The sequence below is a fragment of the Streptomyces sp. NBC_00252 genome (assembly GCF_036187565.1).
In the GTDB taxonomy this organism is placed as follows: domain Bacteria; phylum Actinomycetota; class Actinomycetes; order Streptomycetales; family Streptomycetaceae; genus Streptomyces.
The window spans coordinates 1,196,212-1,220,196 of the sequence record NZ_CP108087.1; the positions used below are offsets into that span (position 1 = coordinate 1,196,212).

General features: G+C 70.8%; 24 protein-coding genes and 2 pseudogenes. 12 read left to right on the forward strand and 14 right to left on the reverse strand.

The window, feature by feature from the left end; genetic code table 11:
- Positions 1–132: 132 nt before the first annotated feature.
- Complete coding sequence (locus OHT77_RS05275) at positions 133–1,164, forward strand: 7-epi-alpha-eudesmol synthase (protein ID WP_328826798.1); 1,032 nt, start codon at positions 133–135, stop codon at positions 1,162–1,164.
- Between the two features lie 106 nt (positions 1,165–1,270).
- Here the strand turns inward: OHT77_RS05275 and OHT77_RS05280 are convergent, their stop codons facing one another.
- Genes OHT77_RS05280 through OHT77_RS05300 form a run of 5 tightly spaced genes read right to left on the reverse strand, consistent with a single transcriptional unit; the run spans position 1,271 to position 5,591 of the window.
- The gene (locus tag OHT77_RS05280) at positions 1,271–2,524 is read right to left on the reverse strand and encodes a cytochrome P450 (protein WP_328826799.1); all 1,254 of its coding nucleotides are present in this window, start codon (positions 2,522–2,524) and stop codon (positions 1,271–1,273) included.
- A complete protein-coding gene (locus tag OHT77_RS05285) occupies positions 2,521–3,129 on the reverse strand; it encodes a GTP-binding protein (protein WP_328826800.1) in 609 nt (202 codons plus the stop codon). Before OHT77_RS05285 ends, OHT77_RS05280 begins: the two co-directional genes overlap by 4 nt.
- Positions 3,110–3,481, reverse strand: coding sequence for a DUF742 domain-containing protein (locus OHT77_RS05290; RefSeq protein WP_328826801.1), 372 nt, complete (start codon positions 3,479–3,481; stop codon positions 3,110–3,112). The genes OHT77_RS05285 and OHT77_RS05290 overlap by 20 nt, the downstream gene beginning before the upstream one ends.
- On the reverse strand, positions 3,478–3,888 hold the full coding sequence (locus OHT77_RS05295) for a roadblock/LC7 domain-containing protein (RefSeq protein WP_328826802.1): 411 nt from the start codon (positions 3,886–3,888) through the stop codon (positions 3,478–3,480). Before OHT77_RS05295 ends, OHT77_RS05290 begins: the two co-directional genes overlap by 4 nt.
- The gene (locus tag OHT77_RS05300) at positions 3,885–5,591 is read right to left on the reverse strand and encodes an ATP-binding protein (protein ID WP_328826803.1); all 1,707 of its coding nucleotides are present in this window, start codon (positions 5,589–5,591) and stop codon (positions 3,885–3,887) included. The genes OHT77_RS05295 and OHT77_RS05300 overlap by 4 nt, the downstream gene beginning before the upstream one ends.
- Before the next feature lie 255 nt (positions 5,592–5,846).
- On the opposite strand from OHT77_RS05300, the gene OHT77_RS05305 reads away from it, so the two are divergent.
- The gene (locus OHT77_RS05305; protein ID WP_328826804.1) at positions 5,847–6,209 is read left to right on the forward strand and encodes a DUF1304 domain-containing protein; all 363 of its coding nucleotides are present in this window, start codon (positions 5,847–5,849) and stop codon (positions 6,207–6,209) included.
- On the forward strand, positions 6,206–6,769 hold the full coding sequence (locus OHT77_RS05310; protein ID WP_328826806.1) for a TetR/AcrR family transcriptional regulator: 564 nt from the start codon (positions 6,206–6,208) through the stop codon (positions 6,767–6,769). The genes OHT77_RS05305 and OHT77_RS05310 overlap by 4 nt, the downstream gene beginning before the upstream one ends.
- A 14-nt stretch (positions 6,770–6,783) precedes the next feature.
- Here OHT77_RS05310 and OHT77_RS05315 read toward each other — a convergent pair whose 3' ends face one another.
- Positions 6,784–7,731, reverse strand: a complete 948-nt coding sequence (locus OHT77_RS05315; RefSeq protein ID WP_328826807.1) for a GlxA family transcriptional regulator — start codon at positions 7,729–7,731, stop codon at positions 6,784–6,786.
- 71 nt (positions 7,732–7,802) lie between these two features.
- On the opposite strand from OHT77_RS05315, the gene OHT77_RS05320 reads away from it, so the two are divergent.
- Positions 7,803–8,753 carry an NADP-dependent oxidoreductase gene (locus OHT77_RS05320; RefSeq protein ID WP_328826808.1) on the forward strand — a complete coding sequence of 317 codons (951 nt, stop codon included), beginning with the start codon at positions 7,803–7,805 and terminating at the stop codon, positions 8,751–8,753.
- A 27-nt stretch (positions 8,754–8,780) separates the two neighbouring features.
- Here the strand turns inward: OHT77_RS05320 and OHT77_RS05325 are convergent.
- Both OHT77_RS05325 and OHT77_RS05330 read right to left on the reverse strand, forming a co-directional pair.
- Positions 8,781–9,326, reverse strand: a pseudogene (locus tag OHT77_RS05325) (NAD(P)-dependent alcohol dehydrogenase); the annotation flags it as partial.
- Positions 9,326–10,137 (reverse strand): annotated as a pseudogene (locus tag OHT77_RS05330) (aldehyde dehydrogenase family protein); the annotation flags it as partial. The pseudogenes OHT77_RS05325 and OHT77_RS05330, both read right to left, overlap by 1 nt.
- On the opposite strand from OHT77_RS05330, the gene OHT77_RS05335 reads away from it, so the two are divergent.
- A complete protein-coding gene (locus OHT77_RS05335) occupies positions 10,103–10,564 on the forward strand; it encodes a MarR family winged helix-turn-helix transcriptional regulator (protein ID WP_328826809.1) in 462 nt (153 codons plus the stop codon). The pseudogene OHT77_RS05330 and the gene OHT77_RS05335 sit on opposite strands and share 35 nt — an antisense overlap.
- Before the next feature lie 178 nt (positions 10,565–10,742).
- Positions 10,743–11,123, forward strand: a complete 381-nt coding sequence (locus tag OHT77_RS05340) for an anti-sigma factor antagonist (protein WP_328826811.1) — start codon at positions 10,743–10,745, stop codon at positions 11,121–11,123.
- A gap of 15 nt (positions 11,124–11,138) precedes the next feature.
- On the opposite strand, the gene tuf is transcribed toward OHT77_RS05340, so the two are convergent.
- A complete protein-coding gene (gene tuf, locus OHT77_RS05345) occupies positions 11,139–12,332 on the reverse strand; it encodes an elongation factor Tu (protein WP_328826812.1) in 1,194 nt (397 codons plus the stop codon).
- A 55-nt stretch (positions 12,333–12,387) separates the two neighbouring features.
- Positions 12,388–13,341: a ribose-phosphate diphosphokinase gene (locus tag OHT77_RS05350; protein ID WP_328826813.1), complete on the reverse strand. Its 954-nt coding sequence runs from the start codon at positions 13,339–13,341 to the stop codon at positions 12,388–12,390.
- Between the two features lie 195 nt (positions 13,342–13,536).
- Here OHT77_RS05350 and otr(A) point away from each other — a divergent pair, with 195 nt between their 5' ends.
- From otr(A) to OHT77_RS05370, 4 genes are all read left to right on the forward strand, one after another.
- The gene (otr(A), locus tag OHT77_RS05355) at positions 13,537–15,396 is read left to right on the forward strand and encodes a tetracycline resistance ribosomal protection protein Otr(A) (RefSeq protein WP_328826814.1); all 1,860 of its coding nucleotides are present in this window, start codon (positions 13,537–13,539) and stop codon (positions 15,394–15,396) included.
- 287 nt (positions 15,397–15,683) lie between these two features.
- Complete coding sequence (locus tag OHT77_RS05360) at positions 15,684–16,346, forward strand: DUF4230 domain-containing protein (RefSeq protein ID WP_328826815.1); 663 nt, start codon at positions 15,684–15,686, stop codon at positions 16,344–16,346.
- A gap of 40 nt (positions 16,347–16,386) precedes the next feature.
- Positions 16,387–16,989, forward strand: coding sequence for a VanZ family protein (locus OHT77_RS05365; protein WP_266777834.1), 603 nt, complete (start codon positions 16,387–16,389; stop codon positions 16,987–16,989).
- 152 nt (positions 16,990–17,141) lie between these two features.
- Positions 17,142–18,383, forward strand: a complete 1,242-nt coding sequence (locus OHT77_RS05370; RefSeq protein WP_328826816.1) for a ricin-type beta-trefoil lectin domain protein — start codon at positions 17,142–17,144, stop codon at positions 18,381–18,383.
- A gap of 11 nt (positions 18,384–18,394) precedes the next feature.
- Here the strand turns inward: OHT77_RS05370 and OHT77_RS05375 are convergent, their stop codons facing one another.
- Entirely contained in the window at positions 18,395–18,631 is a 237-nt protein-coding gene (locus tag OHT77_RS05375; RefSeq protein WP_317771483.1) for a hypothetical protein, read from the reverse strand.
- Between the two features lie 80 nt (positions 18,632–18,711).
- Here OHT77_RS05375 and OHT77_RS05380 point away from each other — a divergent pair, with 80 nt between their 5' ends.
- Complete coding sequence (locus OHT77_RS05380; RefSeq protein ID WP_328826817.1) at positions 18,712–19,734, forward strand: PHP domain-containing protein; 1,023 nt, start codon at positions 18,712–18,714, stop codon at positions 19,732–19,734.
- A 264-nt stretch (positions 19,735–19,998) separates the two neighbouring features.
- Positions 19,999–20,961 carry an SDR family NAD(P)-dependent oxidoreductase gene (locus tag OHT77_RS05385; RefSeq protein ID WP_328826818.1) on the forward strand — a complete coding sequence of 321 codons (963 nt, stop codon included), beginning with the start codon at positions 19,999–20,001 and terminating at the stop codon, positions 20,959–20,961.
- A 14-nt stretch (positions 20,962–20,975) separates the two neighbouring features.
- Here OHT77_RS05385 and OHT77_RS05390 read toward each other — a convergent pair whose 3' ends face one another.
- From OHT77_RS05390 to OHT77_RS05400, 3 genes are all read right to left on the reverse strand, one after another.
- Positions 20,976–21,626: a M15 family metallopeptidase gene (locus tag OHT77_RS05390; protein WP_328826819.1), complete on the reverse strand. Its 651-nt coding sequence runs from the start codon at positions 21,624–21,626 to the stop codon at positions 20,976–20,978.
- Between the two features lie 31 nt (positions 21,627–21,657).
- The gene (locus OHT77_RS05395) at positions 21,658–22,947 is read right to left on the reverse strand and encodes an ROK family transcriptional regulator (protein ID WP_328826820.1); all 1,290 of its coding nucleotides are present in this window, start codon (positions 22,945–22,947) and stop codon (positions 21,658–21,660) included.
- 66 nt (positions 22,948–23,013) lie between these two features.
- Positions 23,014–23,979, reverse strand: coding sequence for a phosphotransferase family protein (locus OHT77_RS05400; protein WP_328826821.1), 966 nt, complete (start codon positions 23,977–23,979; stop codon positions 23,014–23,016).
- Positions 23,980–23,985 lie beyond the last annotated feature (6 nt).

Genomic DNA, 23,985 nt, shown 5'->3' on the forward strand with positions numbered 1-23,985 from the left:
GGCTCTGGGCAGTCTCGCACCGCTTCTGGGGCCAACTCGCGCACCACGAGGCGTAGTTCGAGGGCGCGGGCGGTCGAAAGGGCCGCCCGACCGCAGGGGGGACTCCGTGTCCGTCTCCCGAAAGGAAAGCGCATGCCTCAGGACGTCACCTTCGACCTCCCCTTCGACACCCCCGTCAGCGATCACCTGGAGTACGCCCGGGCCCGGCATCTGCGCTGGATCTGGGACATGGGTCTGGTGCGCAGCCAGGCCGGGTTCGAGGAGTACCGGTCGTGGGATCTCCCGCAGGCCGCGGCCCGTACCTATCCGCACGCGTCGCCCGCCGACATGGTCGTCCTGATGAACTGGTTCTCGCTGGCGTTCCTCTTCGACGACCAGTTCGACGCGAGCCGGCCGGACCGCGCCGACCGCGTACTCGAGGTGGCGCGGGAGCTGATCGTCACGCCGTTGCGTCCGACGGGCAGCAGGCCCCGGGTGGTCTGCCCGATCACGGTGGCCTGGGCGCAGGTGTGGGACCACCTTTCGGACGGCATGTCCCTGACCTGGCGGACCCGGTTCGCCGCGTCCTGGGGCCGGTTCCTGGTGGCGCACTGCGAGGAGGTCGACCTCGCGGCCCGGGGCATCGCGGGCACGCTGGACCTCGCCGAGTACACGGAGTTCCGCCGCCGCACGGTGGGCATCCACCACAGCATCGACGCCGGCGAGCGCAGCCGGGGCTTCGAGGTACCGGCCCAGGTGCAGGCCCATCCGCTGATGGAGCGCATGCGTGACCTGGCCGCCGACACCATCGGCTTCATGAACGACATCCACTCCTTCGAGCGCGAGCGGCGCCGGGGAGACGGCCACAACCTGATAGCCGTGCTCCACCGGGAGCGCGGCCTGTCCTGGGAGGCAGCGGCCGACGAGGCCTACCGCATGACGAACGCCCGCCTCACCGAGTACCTGGAGCTGGAGGCCCAAGTCCCGCAGATGTGCGACGAGTTGAGCCTCACCCAGGACGAACGCGTCCGCGTCCGCCAGGGCGTGGAGGCCATCCAGCACTGGATCAACGGCAACTACGAGTGGGCACTGGTCTCGGGCAGATACACGGCAGGAAAAGAAGGCCCGGCGGTCACAGCGGAACTGGCAGGCAAGGGTTCAGTGGACGATCTGTTGGCCGTCTGATCCAAGGCCGGCTGCCCGGCCAAGGGCCCGGCAGCCGGCCCGCCTTCAGGGGCGCGGGGAACTGCGCGCCCAGCCCCCACTCACCCGCACCCGAAGAACCACCGACTCACACGGCAAACTCAACAGGCAGCGCATCCAATCGCGACTCCCACGTGGACGCCGTGGACGTCAGCTCCTCGACCGCCACCCCCAACCGCAACCCCGGCAGCCGATGCAGCAACGCATCCACTCCCACCTCAAGAATCGCCTGCCCGATACTCTGCCCCGGACACTCGTGCGGCCCCGAACTGAACGCCAGATGCGCCTGGTTGCCCTGCACGGACACCCCCGCATCGGGCCGGACCTCCGGATCGACATTCCCCGCGGTGAGCCCAAGGACCAGCAGATCCCCCTCTTCGATCCGATGCCCCCCGAGTTCGAGATCCGCCGTGGCGAACCGCCCCGGCAGCACGGCCAACGGCGGTGTGTCCCACATGACTTCCTCCACCACGGCCGAGACGGTCAACTGCCCACTGACCAGCCCGGAAAGCCGCGAGGTATCAGTCAGAATCCGCTGTAACACCCGAGCCAACAAATTGCTGGTGGTCGTATGCGCGGCAATCAGCACCAGCCGCAGATGCATGACGACCTCCTCCGCATCGAGCCCCGCGGGATGCTGAAGAAGCGCGGTGGTGAAGTCGGAACCCGGCTCCGCCCGCTTGCGCTCGGCGAGTTCACCGAGAATCTCGATGATGCGGCCGTTGTGCAGCAGGGCGTCCTCCCCACCCTTGAGAACCTGCGCACTGGATTCCACGAGCCGATTCCCGTCCCCCGCGGGAAGCCCCAGAATCCGGGTCAGCACCAGCATCGGCAGATACTCGGCATAGTCCGCGACCAGGTCGGCCCGGCCGGCGTCCACGAACGCGTCGATCTGCTTGTTGGCGAAGTACGCCGCGTGCCGCCGCACCCCCCGCCCGGACGCCGCCAGCAACCCGTCGGTCACCGCACCCCGCAGCCGACGGTGCGGTTCCCCGTCCTGGGAGACACAGTCGGGCCGCCACCCGACCATCGGCATGATCGGCGAGGTGTCCGCGACCCGCCCCTCCCGCCAGTCCCGCCAGATCCGCGCGTCCCGGGTGAACTGCCGGGGCGTGTCCAGCACCCGCCGGTTGTCGCGGTACCCGAGGACCAGCCAGGCCGGGACATCGCCTTCGAGCAACACCGGTGCCACGGAGCCGTGTTCCTCGCGCAGCCGCTCGTAGATGCCGCGCGGATCGGTCGCCGCCTCCGGGCCGTAGAGCCGGGTGAGGCCGTCGCCCGCACCGTGCGCGACGGGGCAGCCGCGCGGGGCATCCGGGCCGTTCACAGCCTGCTCGGTCATCGTGGCTCCACCGCGCCGACGGCCGAGCGGTCCTTCAAGTGCCGTATCAGCGCGACGAGTACGTCACGGCTGGAGGCACGGACGCGGGCGTCGAAGGCCACGACCGGGATGTCCGGGGAGATGTCGAGGGCGTCCCTGATCTCGTCGACCGGGAACTTCGGGGAGTCGGGGAAGATGTTCAGCGCGATGACGAACGGCACGTCCTGGCGCTCCATCTCCTCGATCGCCCGGAAACTGGACGCGAGCCGGCGGGTGTCCACGAGGACGACCGCGCCGAGCGCGCCCTTGAACAGGCCGTTCCACAGGAACCAGAACCGCTCCTGCCCCGGCGTGCCGAACAGGTAGAGGACGAGTTCGTCGCTGATGACGATCTTGCCGAAGTCGAGGCTGACGGTGGTCTCCGTCTTGTCGGTCACCCCGATCAGACGGTCGTCGCCCGCGCTCGCCTCGGTGAGGGTCTCCTCGGTGGTGAGCGGCTTGATGTCACTGACCGAGCGGACCATCGTGGTCTTCCCGGTGCCGAAACCGCCGGCGATCATCACCTTCACCGAGCGGGTGCCGCCACCGGCCGGGAACCCGGGCCGGTCAAAGCCTTTGAAGTCCACTGAGTACCTCCTCAAGGAGCGCGAGGTCGGGCCCGCGACCGGCACCCTGCGCCGGGACGGGGTGGCGGGCCTCGACGCGGTCTGCCTCCAGCAGGTCCGCCAGCAGCACCGCGAGAATGTTGAAGGGCAGTCCGAGGTGGGCTCCGAGTTCGGCCACCGACAGCGGTTGGCGGCAGCGCCGGAGGATCTCCTCGTGCTCGTGCTGCATGCCCGGGACGGGCGTGGCGCGGGAGACGATGAGGGTCGCCACGTCAAGGCTCGACGCCGCGCCGCCCGGTCCGCTGCGTCCGCCGGTGAGGACGTAGTAACGCTCCAGACCGGACGGATCGGTCGGCCGGCGGGGAGCACTCATCCAGAGTGCTCCTCCAGGCGCGCGGTGGTGCCGAGGAGTTCACCCATCCTGCGGGCCAGGTCCCGCATCTGGTGTCCGAGGAGGCCCTGGTCGAGGCCCTCCCGGGCCAGTACGCCGAGATACGTCTCCACGCCGGCGCGGACGACGAAGAGATGGCCGCCGTCGACCTCGATCATCGCCAGCCTCAACTGCCCGGCGTACTTGGGGAATTGTTCGGCGACCGGCTGGGCCAGCGCCTGCAGGCCTGCCACCACGGCCGCGAAGCGGTCCACGTCGTCGGGGTCCTCCGCGCCGAACGAGGTGATCGCCTTGCCGTCGCTGGAGGCCACGAGGGCGAAGCGGATCTCCGGGATGCTCTCCACCAGATCGCGGAGTGCCCAGCTCACGTCGGTTCCCTGTTGCTTCATGTGGACTCGTCGCTCTCTTCAGTGCTGTGCTCGGTGAACTCGCGGCCCGCGGACGCCGGTTCCTCCCCCGGGGTCTCCCGGCCGGCCGTGGCGAAGGCCGCCAGACCGGCGAAGGAGGCGTCCGGCGGCACGGCGGAGACGGCCATCTCGCCGGTGCGCACGGCCTGTTGGTCCCGCGCGGGATCGCCGCGCCTGCTGCGGCGCCTGGGCAGTCCGCCGGGTGTGGTGTCCTCCGCCGCTGCGGCCTCGGCCGGGGTCCCGTCGTCCGGGACACGTGTCATCGCGGCGGTCGCGGCGGCCTGGAACGACGTGGTTCCGGTCGGGGCGGACGCGGGCAGCCGGCTGAAGAACTTGTGCGGTACGACGACGACCACCGAGGTGCCGAGCCAGGGCGAGTCGGCGAAGGTGACGCGGATGCCGTAGCGGCGGGCGAGGGTGCCGACGACGCGCAGGCCGATGCTGGCGTCCTCCGAGACACCGCCGAGTCCGGGTCCCGCTCCGGTGCCCGCGAGGGCCTGCTCCGCCTCGCGCTTGGCCTCCTCGCTGAGGCCCTTGCCGGAGTCCTGGATCTCGATGCCTACGCCGTTCGGGACCTCCTTGCCGGAGACGACGACCGGCTCGGTGGGGGGCGAGTAGCGGGCCGCGTTGTCGAGGAGGTGGGCGAAGATCAGCGTGAGGTGGTCCACCAGACCGCCGTCGACGCCGAGTTCGGGCAGATGGCGTACCTCGACGCGGTGGAAGTCCTTGATGCGGCCGATGCCGCCGCGCACCACGCTGAGCAGTCGCTGCGGTTCCTGCCACTGCCGGCCGGGCCGGTCCGAGCCGCCGAGCACACCGATGCTCGCGGCGAGACAGTCGGCGGGGCCGATCTCCTGGTCCAGCTCCATCAGACCACCGGCGACGGCGGGCAACTGCCCGTGCTCGCCCTGGAGTTCGTGCAGCCGGCCGCGCAACTTGCTGGTCAGTACGTGGATGCGGTTGCCGATGCTGATGACGGCCTGCTCGGCGGAGGTGGAGCGGTTGAACTCCTCCTCGACGCCGATGAGCGAGGTCCGCAGCACCTTGCGCAGTTCGGCCTGGAGCTCGGCGCTGACCTTCGCGCACTGGCTCGCGGCCGGGAGCAGGTCGTCGATGGCGTCACCGGCACGTAACTGCCGTAGCGCTTTCGGGAGTTGCTCGTCGGCGAGCCGGGCCACGGCGGCGAGCTGGTGGGCCAGCTGCTCCTGCCACACTTCGGCCTGGGCGGCGAGCTGCGCCTCGTAGGACGCGGCCTGGTCGGTCAGCCGCTGCTCGAACGCCCGCGCCTGTTCGCCGAGTTGGGCCTCGTAGGCGCCGGTCAGGTCCGCGAGTCGCACCTCGTACACGCCGGAGTGCTCGGTCAGCTGCGCCTCCAGCGCGGCACGGTCGGCGCTGAACTTCCGCTCCAGGACCGTCACATGCTGCTGCCACTGCTGGGAGTGCTCGGCCTGCGCGGTGCGGAAATCGCTTTCAGAACGGCGCAGTTGAGCCCGGCTCCGGACCAGCAGTCGTACGCACACGGCGCTGGCCGCCGTGGCCGCCGCTCCGGCCGCGGCCGCGGTTATTCGCTCCGGGCTCGTGAACGTGGCGGCGACCGTCCCACCCCCCAGAGCCAACGGCATCAGCCACCAGCCGTACCAGGCGCCAGGGGCCCGCGCCGCCGGTGGCGGAGTGGCGAGTTCCATCTGCATCCTTCGAAGCGACACGAACGTACGGGGGTGCGAGGACAGACCGCACTCAGGAGGACGCACCACGGGCCGACCGGTCACGATCACGCCAACTCGCTGCGCCGCACGGGAGCTTATCGGGTTTGAACCGTAAAAGATCAACCTCGAGGCGGTGCGGAAGTGAGGGTTCCGTCACGGTCCGAGAAGCCTCGACCTGGACAGGTGTCCAGCTATAGTGGACACCTGTCCACGACTATGAGGAGCCCATCGATCATGGAAACGCTCGCGAACGTGCTGGTCGGACTGGTGGCCGCGCTGCACGTCTACATCCTGGTGCTGGAAATGTTCCTGTGGACGAAGAAGCCCGGCCGCGGACTGCACGGCTTCGACCCCGAAATGGCAAGAGCCACCGCCCCGTTGGCGGCGAACCAGGGGCTGTACAACGGCTTCCTCGCCGCGGGTCTCGTCTGGGGCCTGATCGCCGCCGACCCGACGGGCTTCCGCGCCCAGGTGTTCTTCCTCGGCTGCGTCGTGATCGCGGGCGTCTACGGCGCGGTGACGGCGAACCGGCGCATCCTCTTCGCCCAGGCACTGCCCGGCGCGGTCGCCCTGGCCGCCCTCCTGATCGCCCGGTGAGCCGCGCCGAGCCCGAGGACCGGCGGGCCGCCCGCACCCGGGCACGGCTGCGCCAGGCCCTCCTCGACGAGTGCGCCGAACACCCCCTGGCGGAGGTCGGCGTCGCCGCCCTGGTGCGTCGCGCGGGGGTCGGCCGGGCCACCTTCTACGTCCACTACGACGGCCTGGAAGCGCTTGCGGTGGACGCCTGCGCGGATGTCGTACGCGAGGCGGTGGAGGCGCTGCACGCGTGGCGCGGCCGGCCCGATCCGGTGCACGCGCCGCCCGCGCTGCCGGAGTTCTTCGCCGGACTCCTGCCCCACGCGGCCCTGTACCGCGCCCTGTTGAGCCCCGGCGGCGGTGGCCCGCTCGGCCGGGTGCTGCACCGGGACCTGCGCGCCTACAGCCTGCGCGAGCGGGAGCTCGCGGGTGCGGCGGACGCCCCGCTGGTCGCCTCGGCCGTCGCGGGTACGTTCGGCGGGGTCCTAGCCGACTGGCTGCACGGGCTGTTGGAGGGCACGCCGGAGGAGATCGCCGACCAGGTATGGCAGTTGCTGGTCACGCTGCACATGAGCCGGTGACGGAGGCCCAGGGGTCAGCGGGCTTCCTGGAACGTGCGGCGGTACGCCTGCGGGGACACTCCGATCGCCGCGTGCAGGTGCTGTCGTAGGGAGGCGCCCGTCGCGAAGCCGACGCGGCCGGCGATCTGGTCGACCGACAGGTCACTCGCCTCCAGGAGGTCGCGGGCGCGGGCGACCCGCTGCTGGATCAGCCAGCGGCCCGGGCTCAGGCCCACCTCGTCGTTGAAGCGGCGGGCGAAGGTGCGCATGCTCATCCCGGCGTGCCGGGCCAGGTCGGACAGGGCGAGCGGCTCGTCGAGCCGGGTGAGGGCCCAGTCGCGGGTGGCGGCCGTGCTGGTGACCCCGGATTCCGGCACCGGCTGCTGGATGTACTGGGCCTGGCCGCCGTCGCGGAACGGCGGGACGACACAGCTGCGGGCGACCGCGTTGGCCAGCTCGCTGCCGTGGTCCGTGCGCACGATGTGCAGGCAGATGTCGACGCCGGAGGCCGCGCCCGCGGAGGTGAGGATCCGGCCGTCCTGCACGAACAGCACGTCCGGGTCCAGGTCGACCTGCGGGTACATCGCCCGGAAGCGGTCGACGACCTGCCAGTGGGTGGTCGCCCGGCGGCCGTCGAGGAGACCGGCGGCGGCGAGCACGAACGCGGCCGTGCAGATCGAGACGATCCGCGCGTCCGGGCGGATCCGGGCCAGGGCTGCGGCGACCTCGGCGGGCAGCCCGGACGGGATGTCCGGGGTGGCCATCGAGGCGACCACGACCGTGTCCGCCGTCTCCAGGATCTCCGGCCCGTGTTCCACCGCGACCGAGAAATCGGCGTTGGTGCGCACCGGACGGCCGTCGACCGTACAGGTCAGCACCTCGTAGCGGCCGCCGGCCGCGCCGAAGATACGGCTGGGGATGCCCAGCTCGAAGGGATAGACGCCGTCGAGCGCCAGGACCACGATCCGTTCCACACGCTGCATGGCACGATCGTATCGAATGTTGGCCATCGTGCCATTTCCTTGTCGTGCGGGACCCGGCAGGCTGACTGACCATGAGCACTGTGAACACCATGCGCGTCATCACACAGAACGTCCTCGGCGGTCCCGAGGTCCTGGAAGAAGTACAGGTCGAGCGGCCCGAGCCGCGCGCCAACGAGATCCTGATCCGGGTCCGCGCCGCCGGACTCAACCCCACCGACTGGAAGCACCGGGCCAACGGCGGCTTCCTCGGTGAGCCCCCGTTCGTCCTCGGCTGGGACGTCTCCGGCGTCGTCGAGGCCGTCGGCGTCGGGGTCGCCCGGTTCCAGCCCGGCGACGAGGTCTTCGGCATGCTGTCGTACCCGTGGGGCCACGGCTCGCACGCGGAGTACGTCGCCGCCCCGGCCCGCGGCTTCGTCCACAAGCCCGCCGGGATCGACCACGTCCAGGCGGGCGCTCTGCCCCTGGTCTCGCTGACCGCCTGGCAGGCACTCGTCGAGAACGCCCGACTCCAGCCGGGGCAGCGGGTGTTGATCCACGCGGCGGCCGGCGGGGTCGGGCACGTGGCCGTGCAGATCGCGAAGGCGCGCGGCGCCTATGTGATCGGCACGGCGAGCGCGGGCAAGCACGACTTCCTGCGCGAACTCGGCGTCGACGAGGCGATCGACTACCGGGAGACCGACTTCGCCGAGGCCGTCAAGGACGTCGATGTCGTCCTGGACACCCTCGGCGGCGAGACCGGGGTCAAGTCGCTGAGCGTGCTGCGGCCGGGCGGGGTCGTCGTGTCGATCATCCCGATCGGCTCGGCGGAGTTCCCCGACGAGGCCGAGCGGCTCGGTGTGCGGGCGGTCAGGATGCTCGTCGACGCCGACCGTGCCGACATGGAGTCGATCGTGGAACTCGTCGAGGCGGGCAAGCTGCGCGCGACGGTCGCCCGGACGTTCCCGCTCGCCGATGCCGCCGAGGCGCACAAGCTCGGCGAGACCGGCCGCACCGCGGGCAAGCTGGTGCTGACGGTCGACTGAACCTGAGGGTCAGCGCGGGACGGTGACTCAGAAGGTCAGCACCGGCTTGATCGCCTTGCCCGCGCTCATGTCCCGCACCGCCTGGTCGATGTCCGCGAACGGATATGCGGTGACCAGGCGGTGCAGCGGCAGCCGCCCCGCCTTCACCAGCCCCACGAGCGCGGGGATGAAGCTCTGCGTCTCGCTGTCGCCCAGGGTGAGGCCGACGATCCGCCTCCCGGGGAGCAACCCGTCGACGTCTAGGGCGACTTCACTGCCGAACGGCGGTGCTCCTACGACGACGAGTACGCCCCGGGCGGCGAGCGCGTCGGCGCCCTGGCGAAGGACATCGACGGCGATGATCGTGGTGGCCGGGGTGAGCGCGGCGGCCATCACCGCGGAGAGGCCGACGGCTCCGGCGCCGAGCACGACGATGGCGTCGCCGAGCCGGGGTTCGAGGACGTTCCAGACGGCGCCGACGCCGGTCTGAACTCCACGCCCCAGCGGGGCGATCGACTCCAGCGGCACGTCCGGGTCGGCCTTCACCAGGCTGCGTTCGTCGGCCAACGCCCGCTCGGCGAAGGACGATTGGCCCGGGCGACCAGGAGGCGGGGGCCGCCCATGCAGAACTGGCCGGTGTTGAAGACGAATCCCTTGATGACCGCGCCGACTGCCTTCTCCAGGTAGGCGTCCTCGAAGACGAGGTGGGCCGCGTTGCCGCCGAGTTCCATGGTCACGGGCGTGAGGTTCTCGCCTGCGACGCTCGCGGCGTGCCGGCCGACGGCGGTGGAGCCGGTGAAGGCGATCTTGTCGATGCCGGCGTGCCGCAGCAGGGCCTCGCCCGCGACCCGGCCCGTGCCGGTGACGACGTTGACGACCCCGTCCGGCACTCCGGCCCGCTGGAGCAGTCCGGCCATGCAGAGGGCGCTGAGCGGGGTCTCGCCGGCGGGCTTGTGGACCACGGTGTTGCCGGCCGCGAGGGCGGGGGCGAGTTTCGAACCGGCCAGAATCAGCGGGAAGTTGAAGGGTGTGATCGCGGCCACGACGCCGAGCGGCCCGCGCTTGGTGGAGGCGAGCGCGTTGAGGGGGTTGTCCCTGGTCGAGCAGTCCAGGGAGAAGGCGAGGGCGGCGCAGTACTCGTAGTCCTCGGCCGCGTTCGTGACGGCGACGGCGTGGCACAGGGTGATGGGTTTGCCCATGTCGAGGCTCTCCAGCTCGGCCAGTTCGTCTGCGTTCTCGCGGATCAGCTCGGCGACGCGGTGCAGGATCCGGCCGCGTTCACGGCCGCAGAGCCCGGACCAGTGACGACCCGGCCCCGGGACGGGTCGACCACGTCGGTACGCGCTCCGTCGGCGGCCTCGGGTGAATCCATGGCTGAACCCCAGGCCGGAACCCTCATCGGCATCCACGCGACGAAGACGCCCCCGTCCCTGCTGTACGTGGTCAAGCAGGTGGAGCTGGTCGTGCGCTCCCGCCTCGACGAGCTGGTCAGGCCGCAGGGGATCACCGCGCTCCAGTGCACCGCGCTCACGGTGCTGGAGCGGCACGACGGCCTGTCCGCGGCGCGGCCGGCCCGGGACTCCTTCGTCACCGCGCAGTCCATCGCCGATCTGGTGCGCTCCCTGGAGGGACGCGGACTGATCCGGCGGGAGCGCAATCCGCGCAACCGCCGCGAGCTGCTGATCCTGCTCACCGGTGAGGGGCGCGCGCTGCTGACGGACTGCGCCGGGCCGGTGCGGGAGCTGGAGGAGCGGATGGTCGCGCAGCTCACGGCGCATCAGAGCGAGCAGTTCCGGCAGGCGCTGACCAAGGCGTGGCAGGCCCTGTCGTAAGCCGGGGCGTGCGCCGGTCCGTGACTGCCGCGCACATCACAGAAAGCTCTGGCTCGATTCGAAGACATATGTCAATCGAACATGCTCAAATTCACTCCATCGAGGGTAACTTGCAGGGCGGGGAGCGCTTCTACGCTCAACCCCGCTTCACCGAGGGCCGGTTGGAGGCGATGTGGTCGTGCAGCAGGAACCCGCGCCGCTGACCCGGCATCTGCGGATCCACCCGGACCGCGGGTTCACGGTCCTGGAGTTCCGCGGGGAGATCGACATCGCCGCGGCGACGGAGATCCTGCCGTACCTGGACCGGGTGACGGCGCGGCCCCGTGCGCGGATCGTGATCGACCTGAGGCAGGTCGAGTTCTTCGACTGCTCGGGGCTGCGCCTGCTGTACCGGGCCCGGCACCGGGTGCTGGAGCGTGACGGCAGGCTGCATCTGGTCTGCACGCACCCGCTGACGCTGCGCATCCTGCGGGTCACCGGACTCAACCGGCTGCTGCCGCCGCAGCCCACGCTGGACGCGGCCCTGGAGCAGCCGGAGACCACGTCCGGCACCTCATGAGCCGTACGGGGAGCGCTACTTGAGGATCTTCGTGACCTGTCCGGCGCCCACGGTCCTGCCGCCCTCGCGGATCGCGAACTTCAACCCCTCCTCCATGGCGACGGGTTGGATCAGCTCCACGTGCATGGTCGTGTTGTCGCCCGGCATGACCATCTCGGTGCCCTTCGGCAGGGTCACCACTCCGGTCACGTCGGTCGTGCGGAAGTAGAACTGAGGGCGGTAGTTGTGGAAGAAGGGCGTGTGCCGGCCGCCCTCGTCCTTGGACAGGATGTAGGCGCGGGCCTCGAACTCCGTGTGCGGGGTGACCGATCCGGGCTTGATGACGACCTGGCCGCGCTCCACGTCCTCGCGCTTGACCCCGCGCAGCAGCAGTCCGACGTTCTCGCCGGCCCGGCCCTCGTCGAGGAGTTTGCGGAACATCTCGATGCCGGTGACGGTCGTCCGGGTCTTCTGCGGGTGGATGCCGATGATCTCCACCTCGTTGTTGACCTTCAGGATCCCGCGCTCGATCCGGCCGGTGACGACCGTGCCGCGCCCGGTGATGGTGAAGACGTCCTCGATCGGCAGCAGGAACGGCCGGTCCACGTCCCGTGCCGGCTGGGGCACGAACTCGTCGACGGCGGCGAGGAGTTCGAGCACCGACGCGGTCCACTCCGGGTCGCCCTCGAGGGCCTTCAGCGCGGACACCTTGACGACCGGGAGGTCGTCGCCGGGGAACTCGTACTCGGTGAGCAGTTCCCGCACCTCCAGTTCGACGAGCTCCAGGATCTCCTCGTCGTCGACCATGTCGGTCTTGTTGAGGGCGACGACGATGTACGGCACGCCGACCTGCCGGGCCAGCAGGACGTGTTCCTTGGTCTGCGGCATGGGTCCGTCGGTGGCCGCGACGACGAGGATCGCGCCGTCCATCTGGGCGGCGCCGGTGATCATGTTCTTGATGTAGTCGGCGTGCCCCGGGCAGTCGACGTGGGCGTAGTGCCGGTGTTCGGTCTGGTACTCGACGTGGGCGATCGAGATGGTGATCCCGCGCTGCCGTTCCTCGGGCGCCTTGTCGATCTGGTCGAACGGCGTGAACGGGTTGAGGTCGGGGTACCGGTCGTGCAGCACCTTCGTGATGGCCGCTGTGAGGGTGGTCTTGCCGTGGTCGATGTGACCGATGGTGCCGACGTTCACATGGGGTTTCGTCCGCTCGAACTTCGCCTTCGCCACGGCGAGTCCTCCTGATCACCTCGGTGCTGCCGAGCGTTGCTCCGTCCCCTCATGTCTATTCGTTCGGCGGCGCGTCGAACAGGGCGCTGACGGACTCACCGTTGTGAATGCGGCGTACGGCCTCGGCGAGGGCCGGGGCGATGGAGAGGATGCGGAGCTTCTCGGTGCGCTCCTCCTCGGGCACCGGCACCGTGTTGGTGCAGACGATCTCCAGGACGTCGGGCTGCTCCCCGATCCGCTTGAGCGCGCCCCCTGCGAACAGGCCGTGGGTGCAGGCCACCCGGATCGAGCGCGGCCCCAGGTCCCGCAGCCGGTCCAGGAGTTCGAGGACCGTGCTGCCCTTGGCGATCTCGTCGTCCAGGACGATGACGTCCCGGTCGGCGATGTCACCGATGACGGAGCTGATGACGACCCGGTCGTCCGCGTACCGCTGCTTGGCGCCGGCGGCCACCTGGGCGCCGATCAGCCGGGCGAACGCGGCGGCCTCCTTGGCGTTGCCGAGGTCCGGGGAGACGACGGTGGTGCGGGAAAGGTCGTACTGCCGGAAGTGCGCGGCCAGTTCACGCAGCGCGTGCAGATGGTCGACCGGTACCGAGAAGAAGCCGTGCACCTGCGGCGAGTGCAGGGTCATCGCCAGCACACGGCTCGCGCCCGCCGCGACCATCAGGTCGGCGACCAGCCGGCCGCCGAGCGAGATGCGCGGGGCGTCCTTCTTGTCGGAGCGGGCGTAGGAGTAGTGCGGCATGACGACGGTGATCCGCCCGGCGGAGGCCCCGCGCGCCGCGTCGCACATCAGCAGCAGCTCGACGAGGTTCTCCTGCACCGGCTTGACGAGGGGCTGGATCAGGAAGACGTCCCGTTCCCGGCAGTTGGCCTGGAGCTGTACCTCGAGGCAGTCGTTGGCGAACCGGCTGACCCGGGTCGGGCTGAGCGGAACACCGAGGTGCGCGCAGACCTCCTTCGCCAACTCGGGGTGGGCACTCCCGCTGAACACGGCGATGTCTCGCACGATCTGCTCCTCGCATGATCATTCCCGGCCGTGCCTCATGCTACTGACCAGGAAAACCTGTTGCGGACCGCCCGCCGCGGCACGCCATGATGGCCGCGTCCGTGCCCTCTCACGTCAGGAACCCTCGCATGCGCCGACTCCTCGGAATCCACCAGCTCCCCCACTGGACGACGGTTCTCGAGGACTCGACCACGCATGCGCACCCTGAACATCGGAATTCTGGCCCACGTCGACGCCGGTAAGACCAGCCTCACCGAGCGGCTGCTGTTCGACCACGGCGCGATCGACCGGCTCGGCAGCGTCGACGCCGGTGACACCCGCACGGACGACGGCGCGATCGAGCGGCAGCGCGGGATCACCGTCCGCTCGGCCGTCGCCGCGTTCACGTCCGGCGACACCCAGGTCAACCTGATCGACACCCCCGGCCACTCGGACTTCATCGCGGAGGTCGAGCGCGCCCTGGAGGTGCTCGACGGCGCCGTCCTGCTGCTCTCCGCCGTGGAGGGCGTCCAGGCGCAGACGCGGGTCCTGATGCGGACCCTGCGGCGGCTCCGGCTGCCCACGCTCGTCTTCGTCAACAAGATCGACCGGGCGGGCGCCCGCGCCGAGGACCTGCTCACGGAGATCCGGCGCCGGCTGACCCCGCACGTCGTACCGCTCACGGACGTGACCGGCCCCGGCACGCCCGCGGCCCGCGTGCGGCTCCGCCCGTCCGGCGACCCGGACCTGGCCGAGGCGCTCGCGGAGGTCGACCCGGACATCCTGGCGGCCGTCGTCGACGGCCCCCGGCCCACCCCGGACGACCTGTTCAAGTCCCTCGTCACCCGCACCGCCGACGGCTCGATCCACCCCCTCCTGCACGGCTCGGCCCTCGGCGGCCAGGGCGTCCCCGCCCTCGTCGACCACCTGATCCGCCTGATCCCGCCCTCACCCACCGGCCAGGGCACCCCGAGGGGCACGGTCTTCGCGGTCCGCCCCGGCCCGGGCCGCGAACGCACGGCGTATCTGCGGCTCTACGACGGTGAGGTGGCCCCGCAGCAGCGGCTCACGTTCCGTCGTCAGGGCACGGACGGGCGGACGGTCGAGGTCTCCGGGCGGATCACGCGGCTCGAGGTGATCGGCCGCGCCGGTCCGCTCACCGCCGGGAACATCGGTGCGCTGACCGGCCCGAAGGACATCCGGGTCGGCGACCGGCTCGGCGAACTCACCGAGCGCGCACCGCAGTTCGCGCCGCCGACACTGGAGACCGTCGTCCGCGCGAGGCGACCCGAACAGGCGGCGGCGCTGCGGTCCGCGCTGCTCGCGCTCGCCGACCAGGACCCGTTGCTGCACGCGCGGCCCGCCGCGTCCGGGGCGACCGTGCTGCTGCTGTACGGGGAGGTCCAGAAGGAGGTCGTCGCGGCTACGCTGGTCCAGGACTTCGGCATCGAGGCCGAGTTCGAGCCGAGCCGGGTGCGGTTCCTGGAACGCCCTGCCGGGACCGGTGAGGCCTGGGAGGAGTTCCCGTGGCACGACCACACCCACTACTGGGCGACGATCGGGCTGCGCGTCGCGCCGGGCGAGCGGGGCTCCGGCGGGGTCTTCGCCTACGAGACCGAACTCGGCGCGCTGCCAAGGGCGTTGCACCAGGCGATCGAGGACACGGTGCACACGACCCTGCTCAGCGGTCTGCACGGCGCGCCCGTGACGGACTACCGGGTCACCCTCACCCGCTCCGGATACGCCGCCCCGCTCAGCACGGCCGCCGACTTCCGGGGTCTCACCCCGATCGTGCTGCGCCGGGCGCTCGGGCTGGCGCGGACGCGGCTGTACGAGCCCTACGTCATGTTCGAGACGGAGGTCCCGCTGGACGCGCTCGCGCCGGTGACCGCGCGGCTCGCTTCCTGTCGCGCCGAGTTCGCGGGGACGACGGGAGGTGTCGGCTCCTGGGTGATCACCGGGGAGCTGCCGGCCCGGCGGGTGCGTGATGTGGAACTGGCGCTTCCGGGGCTCACACGAGGTGAGGGAGTGTGGTGGTCGCGGCCGTCGGGCGATCGTGAACTGCGGTCCCACTGAAGGGCGTTCACCCCTCGGAGGCAGGAAACGGACACCGCGGACGGGGCACGCGTGGCCAGTGTCACGACACGGAACGGACCGTGCTCCGGAAAGGTCACGGGACGCATGGGCCGGACCGCCCGGGAAATGCTGTCCTCGGCCGGCCGGGACTCCCGACCGGCCGGAACAGTGACTTTTCACCCCTGTGCGCCCTCCGTGCCCCCACCAGATGGACCGTTCAGCCAACAGGTCTGTCTGACAGGGCATTTGGGGGGCATGCGCATACCGAGGAAGGGAGGGCCGTCCCCATGACGACTTCCATCAGCCGTATACCCCGGCGTATGCCGGGCTGGGCGAAGGTGCTCACCGCCGTCGTCGTCGTGATCGCCGTGCTGTTCGCCGGTCTCCGGCTCGCCGTGCTCCCGGGTCTCCGGGACATCTTCGGCACCGAGACGACCGACCGCTCGGGCCCGGCCCTGCTCAAGTCCATCCAGGACATGAGCCGTTACGACGCGGCCTCCGGCAACTTCCAGGTCGTCGTCGACCTGGAGAAGGACGCCAAGTACCTGCCGGACGCCATCCGCGGCACCCGCACGCTGTACGTCGGCGCGGGCACCGTCGAGGGCTATGTCGACCTGGGCAAGCTCGGCAAGCAGGACGTGACGGTCAACTCCGACCGCACCTCGGCCAGCATCAAGCTGCCGCACGCCACGCTCGGCAAGCCGGCCCTCGACCCGGACCACTCCTACACGGTTTCCAAGCAACGGGGTCTGCTCGACCGCATCGGGGACGTATTCTCCGACAACCCCAACAGCGAACAGGCCGTGCAGAAGCTCGCGTCGAAGCACATCGGCGAGGCGGCGAAGACCAGCGGGCTGACCACCCGCGCCGAGACCAACACGACCAACATGCTCAAGGGCCTGCTCGGCTCGCTCGGCTTCACCGACGTCAACATCTCGTACAGCTCCTGACCGGACGCTGCTGAACCATCGAAAGCTGGAGGCCCACCGCATGGCCCGTACCGTTCCGCGCCTGCGCACCACCAAGAAGGCCAAGGCGGAGCCCGAGCCGCAGCCGGTCCGACCCGACCGCGGACGCCATCAGATGTCCCTCCCCGTGCGCGTGTTGGCGATGCTGATCGGGTTCGTCCTCATGGTGGGGTTCGCGGTCGTACTGGCCAAGCTCACCCTGGAGCCGTCCCCCGCGTCCAAGGCCCTCGTGCACACCAATCTGCACCCGGGCCGCTCCTTGAAGGCCTATCTCGACCAGCCCGCCATGCGCGACGCCATCAAGCAGATCGGGGGCAACGTGGTCCTCGGCATCCCCTTCGGGGTGCTGGTGCCCGTGTTCGCGCCGCGGGCACGCGGCATCCTGAAGGTGCTGCTGCTGACGGCGACCGTCATGCTCCTGGTGGAGTTCGCGCAGGGCGCGCTGATCACCGGACGGGCCTTCGACATCGACGACGTCATCCTCAACACCTCGGGGGCGCTGATCGGTTGGGTCCTGCTGGGCCGCAAGCTGGGCCGGGCGGTGCACGCGCGGAAGCCCGTGGTGAAGGCGGAGCGGACACCAAAGGCGTCGAAGGCACCCAAAGCGCCGAAGGCCGCGTCCTGACCTGGCCTACCCGTCCGTAACAGTCAACTACTGGTCCGTACCAAGGTATTGACGCTCTCCTTATCTCACTCCTTAAATCAAGAGGCGACGCTTTCACCCCCCACCTCAGTCGGCGTGCCGGTCCCCACTGCCGCCGTACAGAAGGGAACGCCGTGGCCTCCCCACGCATGCTCCGCAGATGTCTTTTCGCCGCCCTGTCCGCCGCACTGGTCGCGTCCGCCGCGATCGGTCCGGCGCGGGCGGCTTCGTCGTCGGCCGCCCAGGCCGACGCCGTCACGTTCTCCGACACCTTCGACGGGGCGGCCGGCTCGGCCGTCAACTCCTCGAAGTGGACGCAGGAGACCGGCGACAACGTCAACAACCACGAGCGCGAGTACTACACGTCCGGCACCAACAACGCGTCCCTGGACGGCCAGGGCCATCTGGTGATCACGGCCAAGAAGGAGAACCCGGCCAACTACCAGTGCTGGTACGGCACTTGCCAGTACACCTCGGCCCGGATGAACACCTCGGGCAAGTTCAGCGCGCAGTACGGGCACGTCGAGGCGCGGATGAAGATCCCGCGCGGCCAGGGCATGTGGCCCGCGTTCTGGATGCTCGGCACCGACATCGGCTCGGTCGGCTGGCCCAACTCGGGTGAGATCGACGTGATGGAGAACGTCGGCTTCGAGCCCTCCACGGTCCACGGCACCATCCACGGCCCCGGCTACTCCGGCGCCAACGGCATCGGCGCCGGCTACACGCTGCCCAACGGCCAGGCCTTCGCGGACGCCTTCCACACCTTCGCCGTCGACTGGGCGCCCAACTCGATCAAGTGGTCGGTCGACGGGGTCGTCTACGAGACCCGCACCCCCGCCGACGTGGGCGGCAACACCTGGGCCTTCAACAAGCCGTTCTTCCTGATCCTCAACCTGGCGGTCGGCGGCGACTGGCCGGGCGACCCGAACAGCGCCACGGCCTTCCCGGCCCAGCTGGTGGTGGACTCGGTCTCGGTGACCACGAGCAACACGGCCGCCGGGGTGGCGATCAAGGGTCTGGCCGGCAAGTGCGTCGACGTCAACGGCGCGAACTCCGCCAACGGGACCGCCGTACAGCTCTACGACTGCAACGGCTCGGCCGCCCAGCAGTGGACCGTCGGCTCCGACGGCACGATCCGCGCCCTCGGCAAGTGCCTGGACGTCGCGAGCGGCGGCACCGCGGACGGCACCAAGGTGCAGCTCTACGACTGCAACGGCAGCGCCGCCCAGAAGTGGGCCGTCAGCTCGGCGAACGACATCGTCAACCCGCAGGCCAACAAGTGCCTGGACGTCACCGGCAACACCTCGGCCAACGGCACCCCGCTGCAGATCTGGACCTGCTCGGGCGGCGCCAACCAGAAGTGGACCGTCGGCTGATTCCGTAGGCCCTAGTGCGGCAACCAGGTGAACTTGTCCCCACCGACCCAGCGCACCACGTCCGGGTCGTCCAGGTCGCGGACCGTGATGCCGCACACGGCCGCGACCTGGAGCACGTCGGTGATCCCCCTGGCCTCGGCGACCATCTCCCCGTCGATCTCCACGATGCGGAACGGCGGGGTACCGGGCTGCACCTTCAGCACCATGATCCGCGGGCTGGAGATGTGCGGACTGGACATTTCGGTCATGCAATAGAGCCTAGAACGCATCAGGCGGACGCGAGCGGTCCACGGTGTTCGGCCGGGGGCCCCTCGCGGGAGGAGGCTCGATGGATCCCGTGCAGGCGCTGGACCGGATCGCCTTCCTGCTGGAACGCTCCCTGGCCCCCACCTACCGCGTACGCGCCTTCCGTACGGCGGCCAGGGTCCTCGCGGCACTCCCCGAGGGCGAGATCGCCCAACGCGCCGCTGCCGGGTCCCTGGAGTCCCTCAAGGGCATCGGCCCCAAGACCACGCAGGTGGCCCGCGAGGCCCTGGACGGGCGGGTGCCCGCCTATCTGGAGCAGCTGGAGGCCGAGGCGCCCGCCCCGTCCGGCCCCGGCGGCGAGAAACTGCGGGCGCTGCTGCGCGGCGACTGCCACCTCCACTCCGACTGGTCGGACGGCGGCAGCCCGATCGAGGAGATGGGCCGTACGGCGGCCCGGCTCGGCCACGAGTGGGCGGTGCTGACCGACCACTCCCCCCGGCTGACCGTGGCGCGCGGGCTGTCCCCGGAGCGGCTGCGCGAGCAGCTGGACATGGTGGCGGCGCTGAACGAGACCTGGGCGCCCTTCCGGCTGCTGACCGGCATCGAGTGCGACATCCTCGACGACGGCTCGCTGGACCAGGAACCCGAGCTGCTGGAGCGGCTCGACGTCGTCGTGGTCTCCGTGCACTCCAAGCTGCGGATGGAGGCCCGCGCCATGACCCGGCGCATGGTGGCGGCCGTACGGAATCCGCACGCGGACATCCTCGGGCACTGCACCGGGCGGCTGCTGATCGGGCGGGACGGGGGTGCCGCGCGGCCGGAGTCGGCGTTCGACGCGGACGAGGTGTTCGCCGCGTGCGCCGAGTCGGGCACGGCCGTGGAGATCAACAGCCGTCCGGAGCGGCTCGACCCGCCCAGGCGGCTGCTGCGGAAGGCCGTGGACGCCGGGACGCTGTTCTCGATCGACACGGACGCGCACGCGCCGGGCCAGCTCGACTGGCAGATCAACGGCTGTGCCCGGGCGGAGGAGTGCGGGGTGCCCGCCGAACGGGTGCTGACCACCTGGTCGGCGGACGCACTGCTGGACTGGACCTCTGACAAGTGACGCACATCACCGGGTGCCGGGGCCCGCACAGGAACACCCAAAGGTAGTTCTCCGTTGAACAGACCGTGGGTGCGGAGGGAACAGTGTCCCCGGGCCTCAACCTCCGCCCACAGGGAAGATCGTTCGGCTGAAGCCCTGTGGAGCCTTCCGCCGCGAGGCGACCGCCTTCCGTGCCCACCACCTGACCGCCCCGGTCGTGATTCCCCCGTCACGGCCGGGGCTTCTCCTTGACTTGGAGCGCACTCCAATTCGTAGCGTTCCGGTATGACCACTGCACAGCACAAGATCGGTTCCGGATTCGGTGCGAAGAGCACCGCCGACGACGTCCTGAAGGGCATCGACCTCACCGGCAGGCTCGCCGTCGTCACCGGCGGATACTCGGGCATCGGCCTCGAGACCACCCGCGCGCTCACCAAGGCGGGGGCCCGGGTCGTCGTCCCCGCCCGCCGCCCCGACACCGCGCGCGAGGCCGTGGCCGGGATCGACGGCGTCGAGCTGGACGAGATGGACCTCGGCGACCTGGAGAGCGTGCGCGGCTTCGCCGACCGCTTTCTGGCCTCCGGCCGCACGGTGGACCTCGTGATCGACAGCGCCGGCATCATGGCCTGCCCGGAGACCCGGGTCGGGCCCGGCTGGGAGGCGCAGTTCGCCACCAACCACCTCGGCCACTTCGCCCTCGTCAACCGGCTGTGGCCGGCCATCGCGGCGGGCGGTGCCCGGGTGGTCTCGGTGTCCTCGACCGGCCACCACACCTCCGGGATCCGCTGGGACGACGTCCACTGGAGCCACGACTACGACAAGTGGGAGGCCTACGGGCAGGCGAAGACCGCGAACGTCCTGTTCGCCGTCCACCTCGACAGGCTGGGCGCCGACCACGGCGTACGGGCCTTCGCGCTCCACCCGGGCGGCATCCTCACGCCGCTCCAACGCCACCTGGCCACGGAGGAGATGGTGGAGCGCGGCTGGATCGACGAGGACGGCAACATGCTGCACCCGGAGCTCTTCAAGACCCCGGAGCAGGGCGCGGCCACCCAGGTCTGGGCCGCGACCTCGCCCCAGCTGGACGGCCTCGGCGGCGTCTACCTGGAGGACTGCGACGTCGCCGAGCCCGCCCCCGCCGACGGCGAGCGCACCGGCGTCAAGGAGTGGGCGATCGACCCGGAGCAGGCCGCCCGGCTGTGGAAGCTGTCCGCCGACCTGACCGGTGTGGACGCGTTCGCCGGATAGTTCCGGTCACGGCCTCACGAAGGGTCGAGGTCCTTCGGGCCGTACAGGGCGGCGGGCGCGCCGGTCGTCAGCGCCCAGTAGCGGTCGCCGTACGACCAATGCCACCACTCCGTCGGGTAGTTGACCAGGCCGACCGCGCCGAGCGCCTTGCCCAGGACGGCGCGGTGGGCCCCGGCCTCGGCGGTGATGTTGTCGGCGCCGGTGTAGCAAGCCCCGCCGCTCTGCTCGGGGTTGGCGTTCATCGGCGTACCCAGGTCGAGTTCGCGGCCGTCGGCGTCGGCGAGGGTCAGGTCGACGGCCGCCCCGGCGGAGTGCGGGGCGATCTCCGGCGGTGACACATAACGGCTGGCGGCGGACCGGATGAGGTCGGCGGGCCAGTCCGGGTGGGCGGCGCGCAACTCGTCGCCGTAGTCCTCGAAGTAGCGGCGCTGGAGGGACGGTGGCCGGTAGCCCTCGACGAACAGCAGCCGCAGGCCGTCGGGCAGCAGGGCCTGCGCTTCGAGGAGCCGGTCCAACACGCTCTGGCGCAGGTGGAGTTCGGCGCCGCTGTCCTTCTTGCGGTCGTCGACCAGCAGGACGGCACTCACATCGACCAGGGGCTCTCCGCACTCCTCGACGGGGATGGCGGCGACCCGGGCGTCGGACATCAGGATGATCTCGCTCATGGGGTGATCATCCCCCAACTGCCCGTCCCCCTCAGTGCGGTGCGCGTTCCTCCAGCGCCGTGCGCCAGGCGGGCGGCGGGCCTTCCGGTTCGGGTTCGGCCCGGCGGCCGCCACGGGCGAAGAAGTCGGCGAGCGGGAGGATCGCGGCGCCGACGGTGACCGCGTCCGGGCCGAGCAGGCCGAGGTCGATGCTGACGCGTCCGGCGGGGTGGCGCAGCGCGTAAGCGGTGGCGTGGTGGCGTACGGCGGGCAGGAAGCGGGTGCCGAGCTGGAGTCCGGCCCAGCCGCCGATCAGGATGCGCTCGGGCTGGAAGAGGTTGATCAGGTCGGACAGTCCGGCGCCCAGGTACTCGGCGGTCTCCTCCAGGACGGCGAGCGCGACGGGGTCGGCGTCGGTGCCCTCGGGCGGGTAGGCGGCGACCAGGAGCGCGGTCATCGCGGTCTCCTCGTCGGTGCCCTCGGGCGGACGTCCGCCCTGCTCGCGCCAGCGGTCGAGCAGCGACTCGGCGCCCGCGTACGCCTCGAGACAGCCCAGGGCCCCGCAGCGGCAGCGGCGCCCCCTGACCCGTACGGTCAGATGCCCCCACTCGACCGCCCGGCCGTTCTCCACCTCGGGAGTGACGAGACAGGCGCCGACACCGGAGCCGAAGAGGACGACGATCGCGTTGCGCGCGCCCCGGCCGCCGCCGAACCACATCTCGGCCTGACCGAGGGTCTTGGCACCGTTGTCGATGAAGTACGGCACGACGTCCGGGAGTTGGGAGGTGCTGCGGAGCAGTTCCTCCAGGGGGACCGCGTCCCAGCCCATCGTCTGGCCGTGCACGACGGCGCCGCGGTCCGGGGTGTGCTCGACTATGCCGGGGACGCCGATGCCGACGCCCAGGAGCTGTTCCGGTGCCTTGCCGGCGGCGGCGAGGACCTCGGCTATGCCGTCGCGGATGTGGCCGACGATGACCTCGACCTCGTAGCGCTGCTGCTCCAACGGGCGTTCGGCGCGGGCGAGTTCGGTGAGCGTGAGGTCGAACAGCTCGACGCGGACGCGGGTCTCGCCGACGTCGACGCCGATCATGTGGCCGCTGTGCGGGGCGACTCGGAGCAGGGTCCGGGGACGGCCGCCGTCGGAGTCGACGCTGCCGGCCTCCTCGACCAGTCCGTCGGCGACGAGGTCCGCGACGACGTTGCTCACCGAGCCCGAGCTGAGTCCGGTCGCCGGGCCCAGCTCGAAGCGGCTGAGGGGTCCGTCGAAGTACAGCCGTTGCAGCACGGCCGTGCGGTTGGCCCGCCTGAGGTCGCGTACCGTGCGCCCGTTCCGCCCCGCCATGTGGCTCCCTCCGAACCCCGCACCCTCTTAATTCACGCCCTGAACTAAGGGGCGATGGAATGCACACTACGTGGTCGAGGCCGTCTCGTCGATCTCCCCCAGGGCCGCGATGAGCTCGGGACCGACGTTCTCCCGCCGCCAGCGGTTCTCTTCCTCGCCGAACCTCCGGGGGACCGCCTCCGCCAGCATGATCAGGTGGAGATAGCTGCGGTAGAGGGCGTACCGGAGGCGGGCCGACCGATCGAACTCGGCCCGCCCGCCCGCTTCCCGGTAGCCGGCGAGGAACGCCTCGTCCTTCCTGATGTCCCCCAGCAGTGCCAGGGAGACGAAGTCGGCGAGCGGGTCGCCCCAGAACATCCGCTCGCCATCGATGAGTCCACCGATGCGGGGTGTTCCGTTCGCGCGGTCGACGAGGATGTTGCCCCGCCACAGGTCGAAGTGGACGGCACTCGGGACGGTGACGTCGTCGAGGGCCGCGTACGCCGACCGGGCCGTGCGGGCGATGGCGTCGGCGGGGACCGGCAGCCAGGCGTCGTAGCGGCGGGCGTCGTCGAGGACGGCGGCGTAGAGCGTGGTGAACGCGGTGCGCCAGTCGGGGGCGAGGGGGCCGAGGGCGCCGGAGGGGTAGCCGAAGCCGGGGCCGGTGATCTCGTGCAGGCGGGCCACCTGGCGTCCCAACTCCGCGCGCAGGTCGGTGACTTCGGGGCCGTTGAGGGTGTCGTCCCAGGGGTCGCCGGGGCAGCGCGTCATCAGCAGGGTGTCGCCGTGGAGGACCACGACGCGGGGCGCCGCCACCCCGGCCTTGGCGGCGGCGCCGTAGAAGTCGGCCTCGGAGACGAGGAGTCGGTGCTCGTGGGACAGGCCGGGGGCGGTGGGCGCGGTCTTGAGGACGTGGCGGGTGCCGTCGGTGAGGGTGAGTTCCTCGACGAGGTTGTAGGTGCCGCCGCCGAGGGGGCGGAGGTGGGCGAGGTCGCCGGGCGGGATGCCCGCCGCGCCGAGTGCCTGTCGGGCGCGCTCCCAGGAGTCCGTCACCGTGCG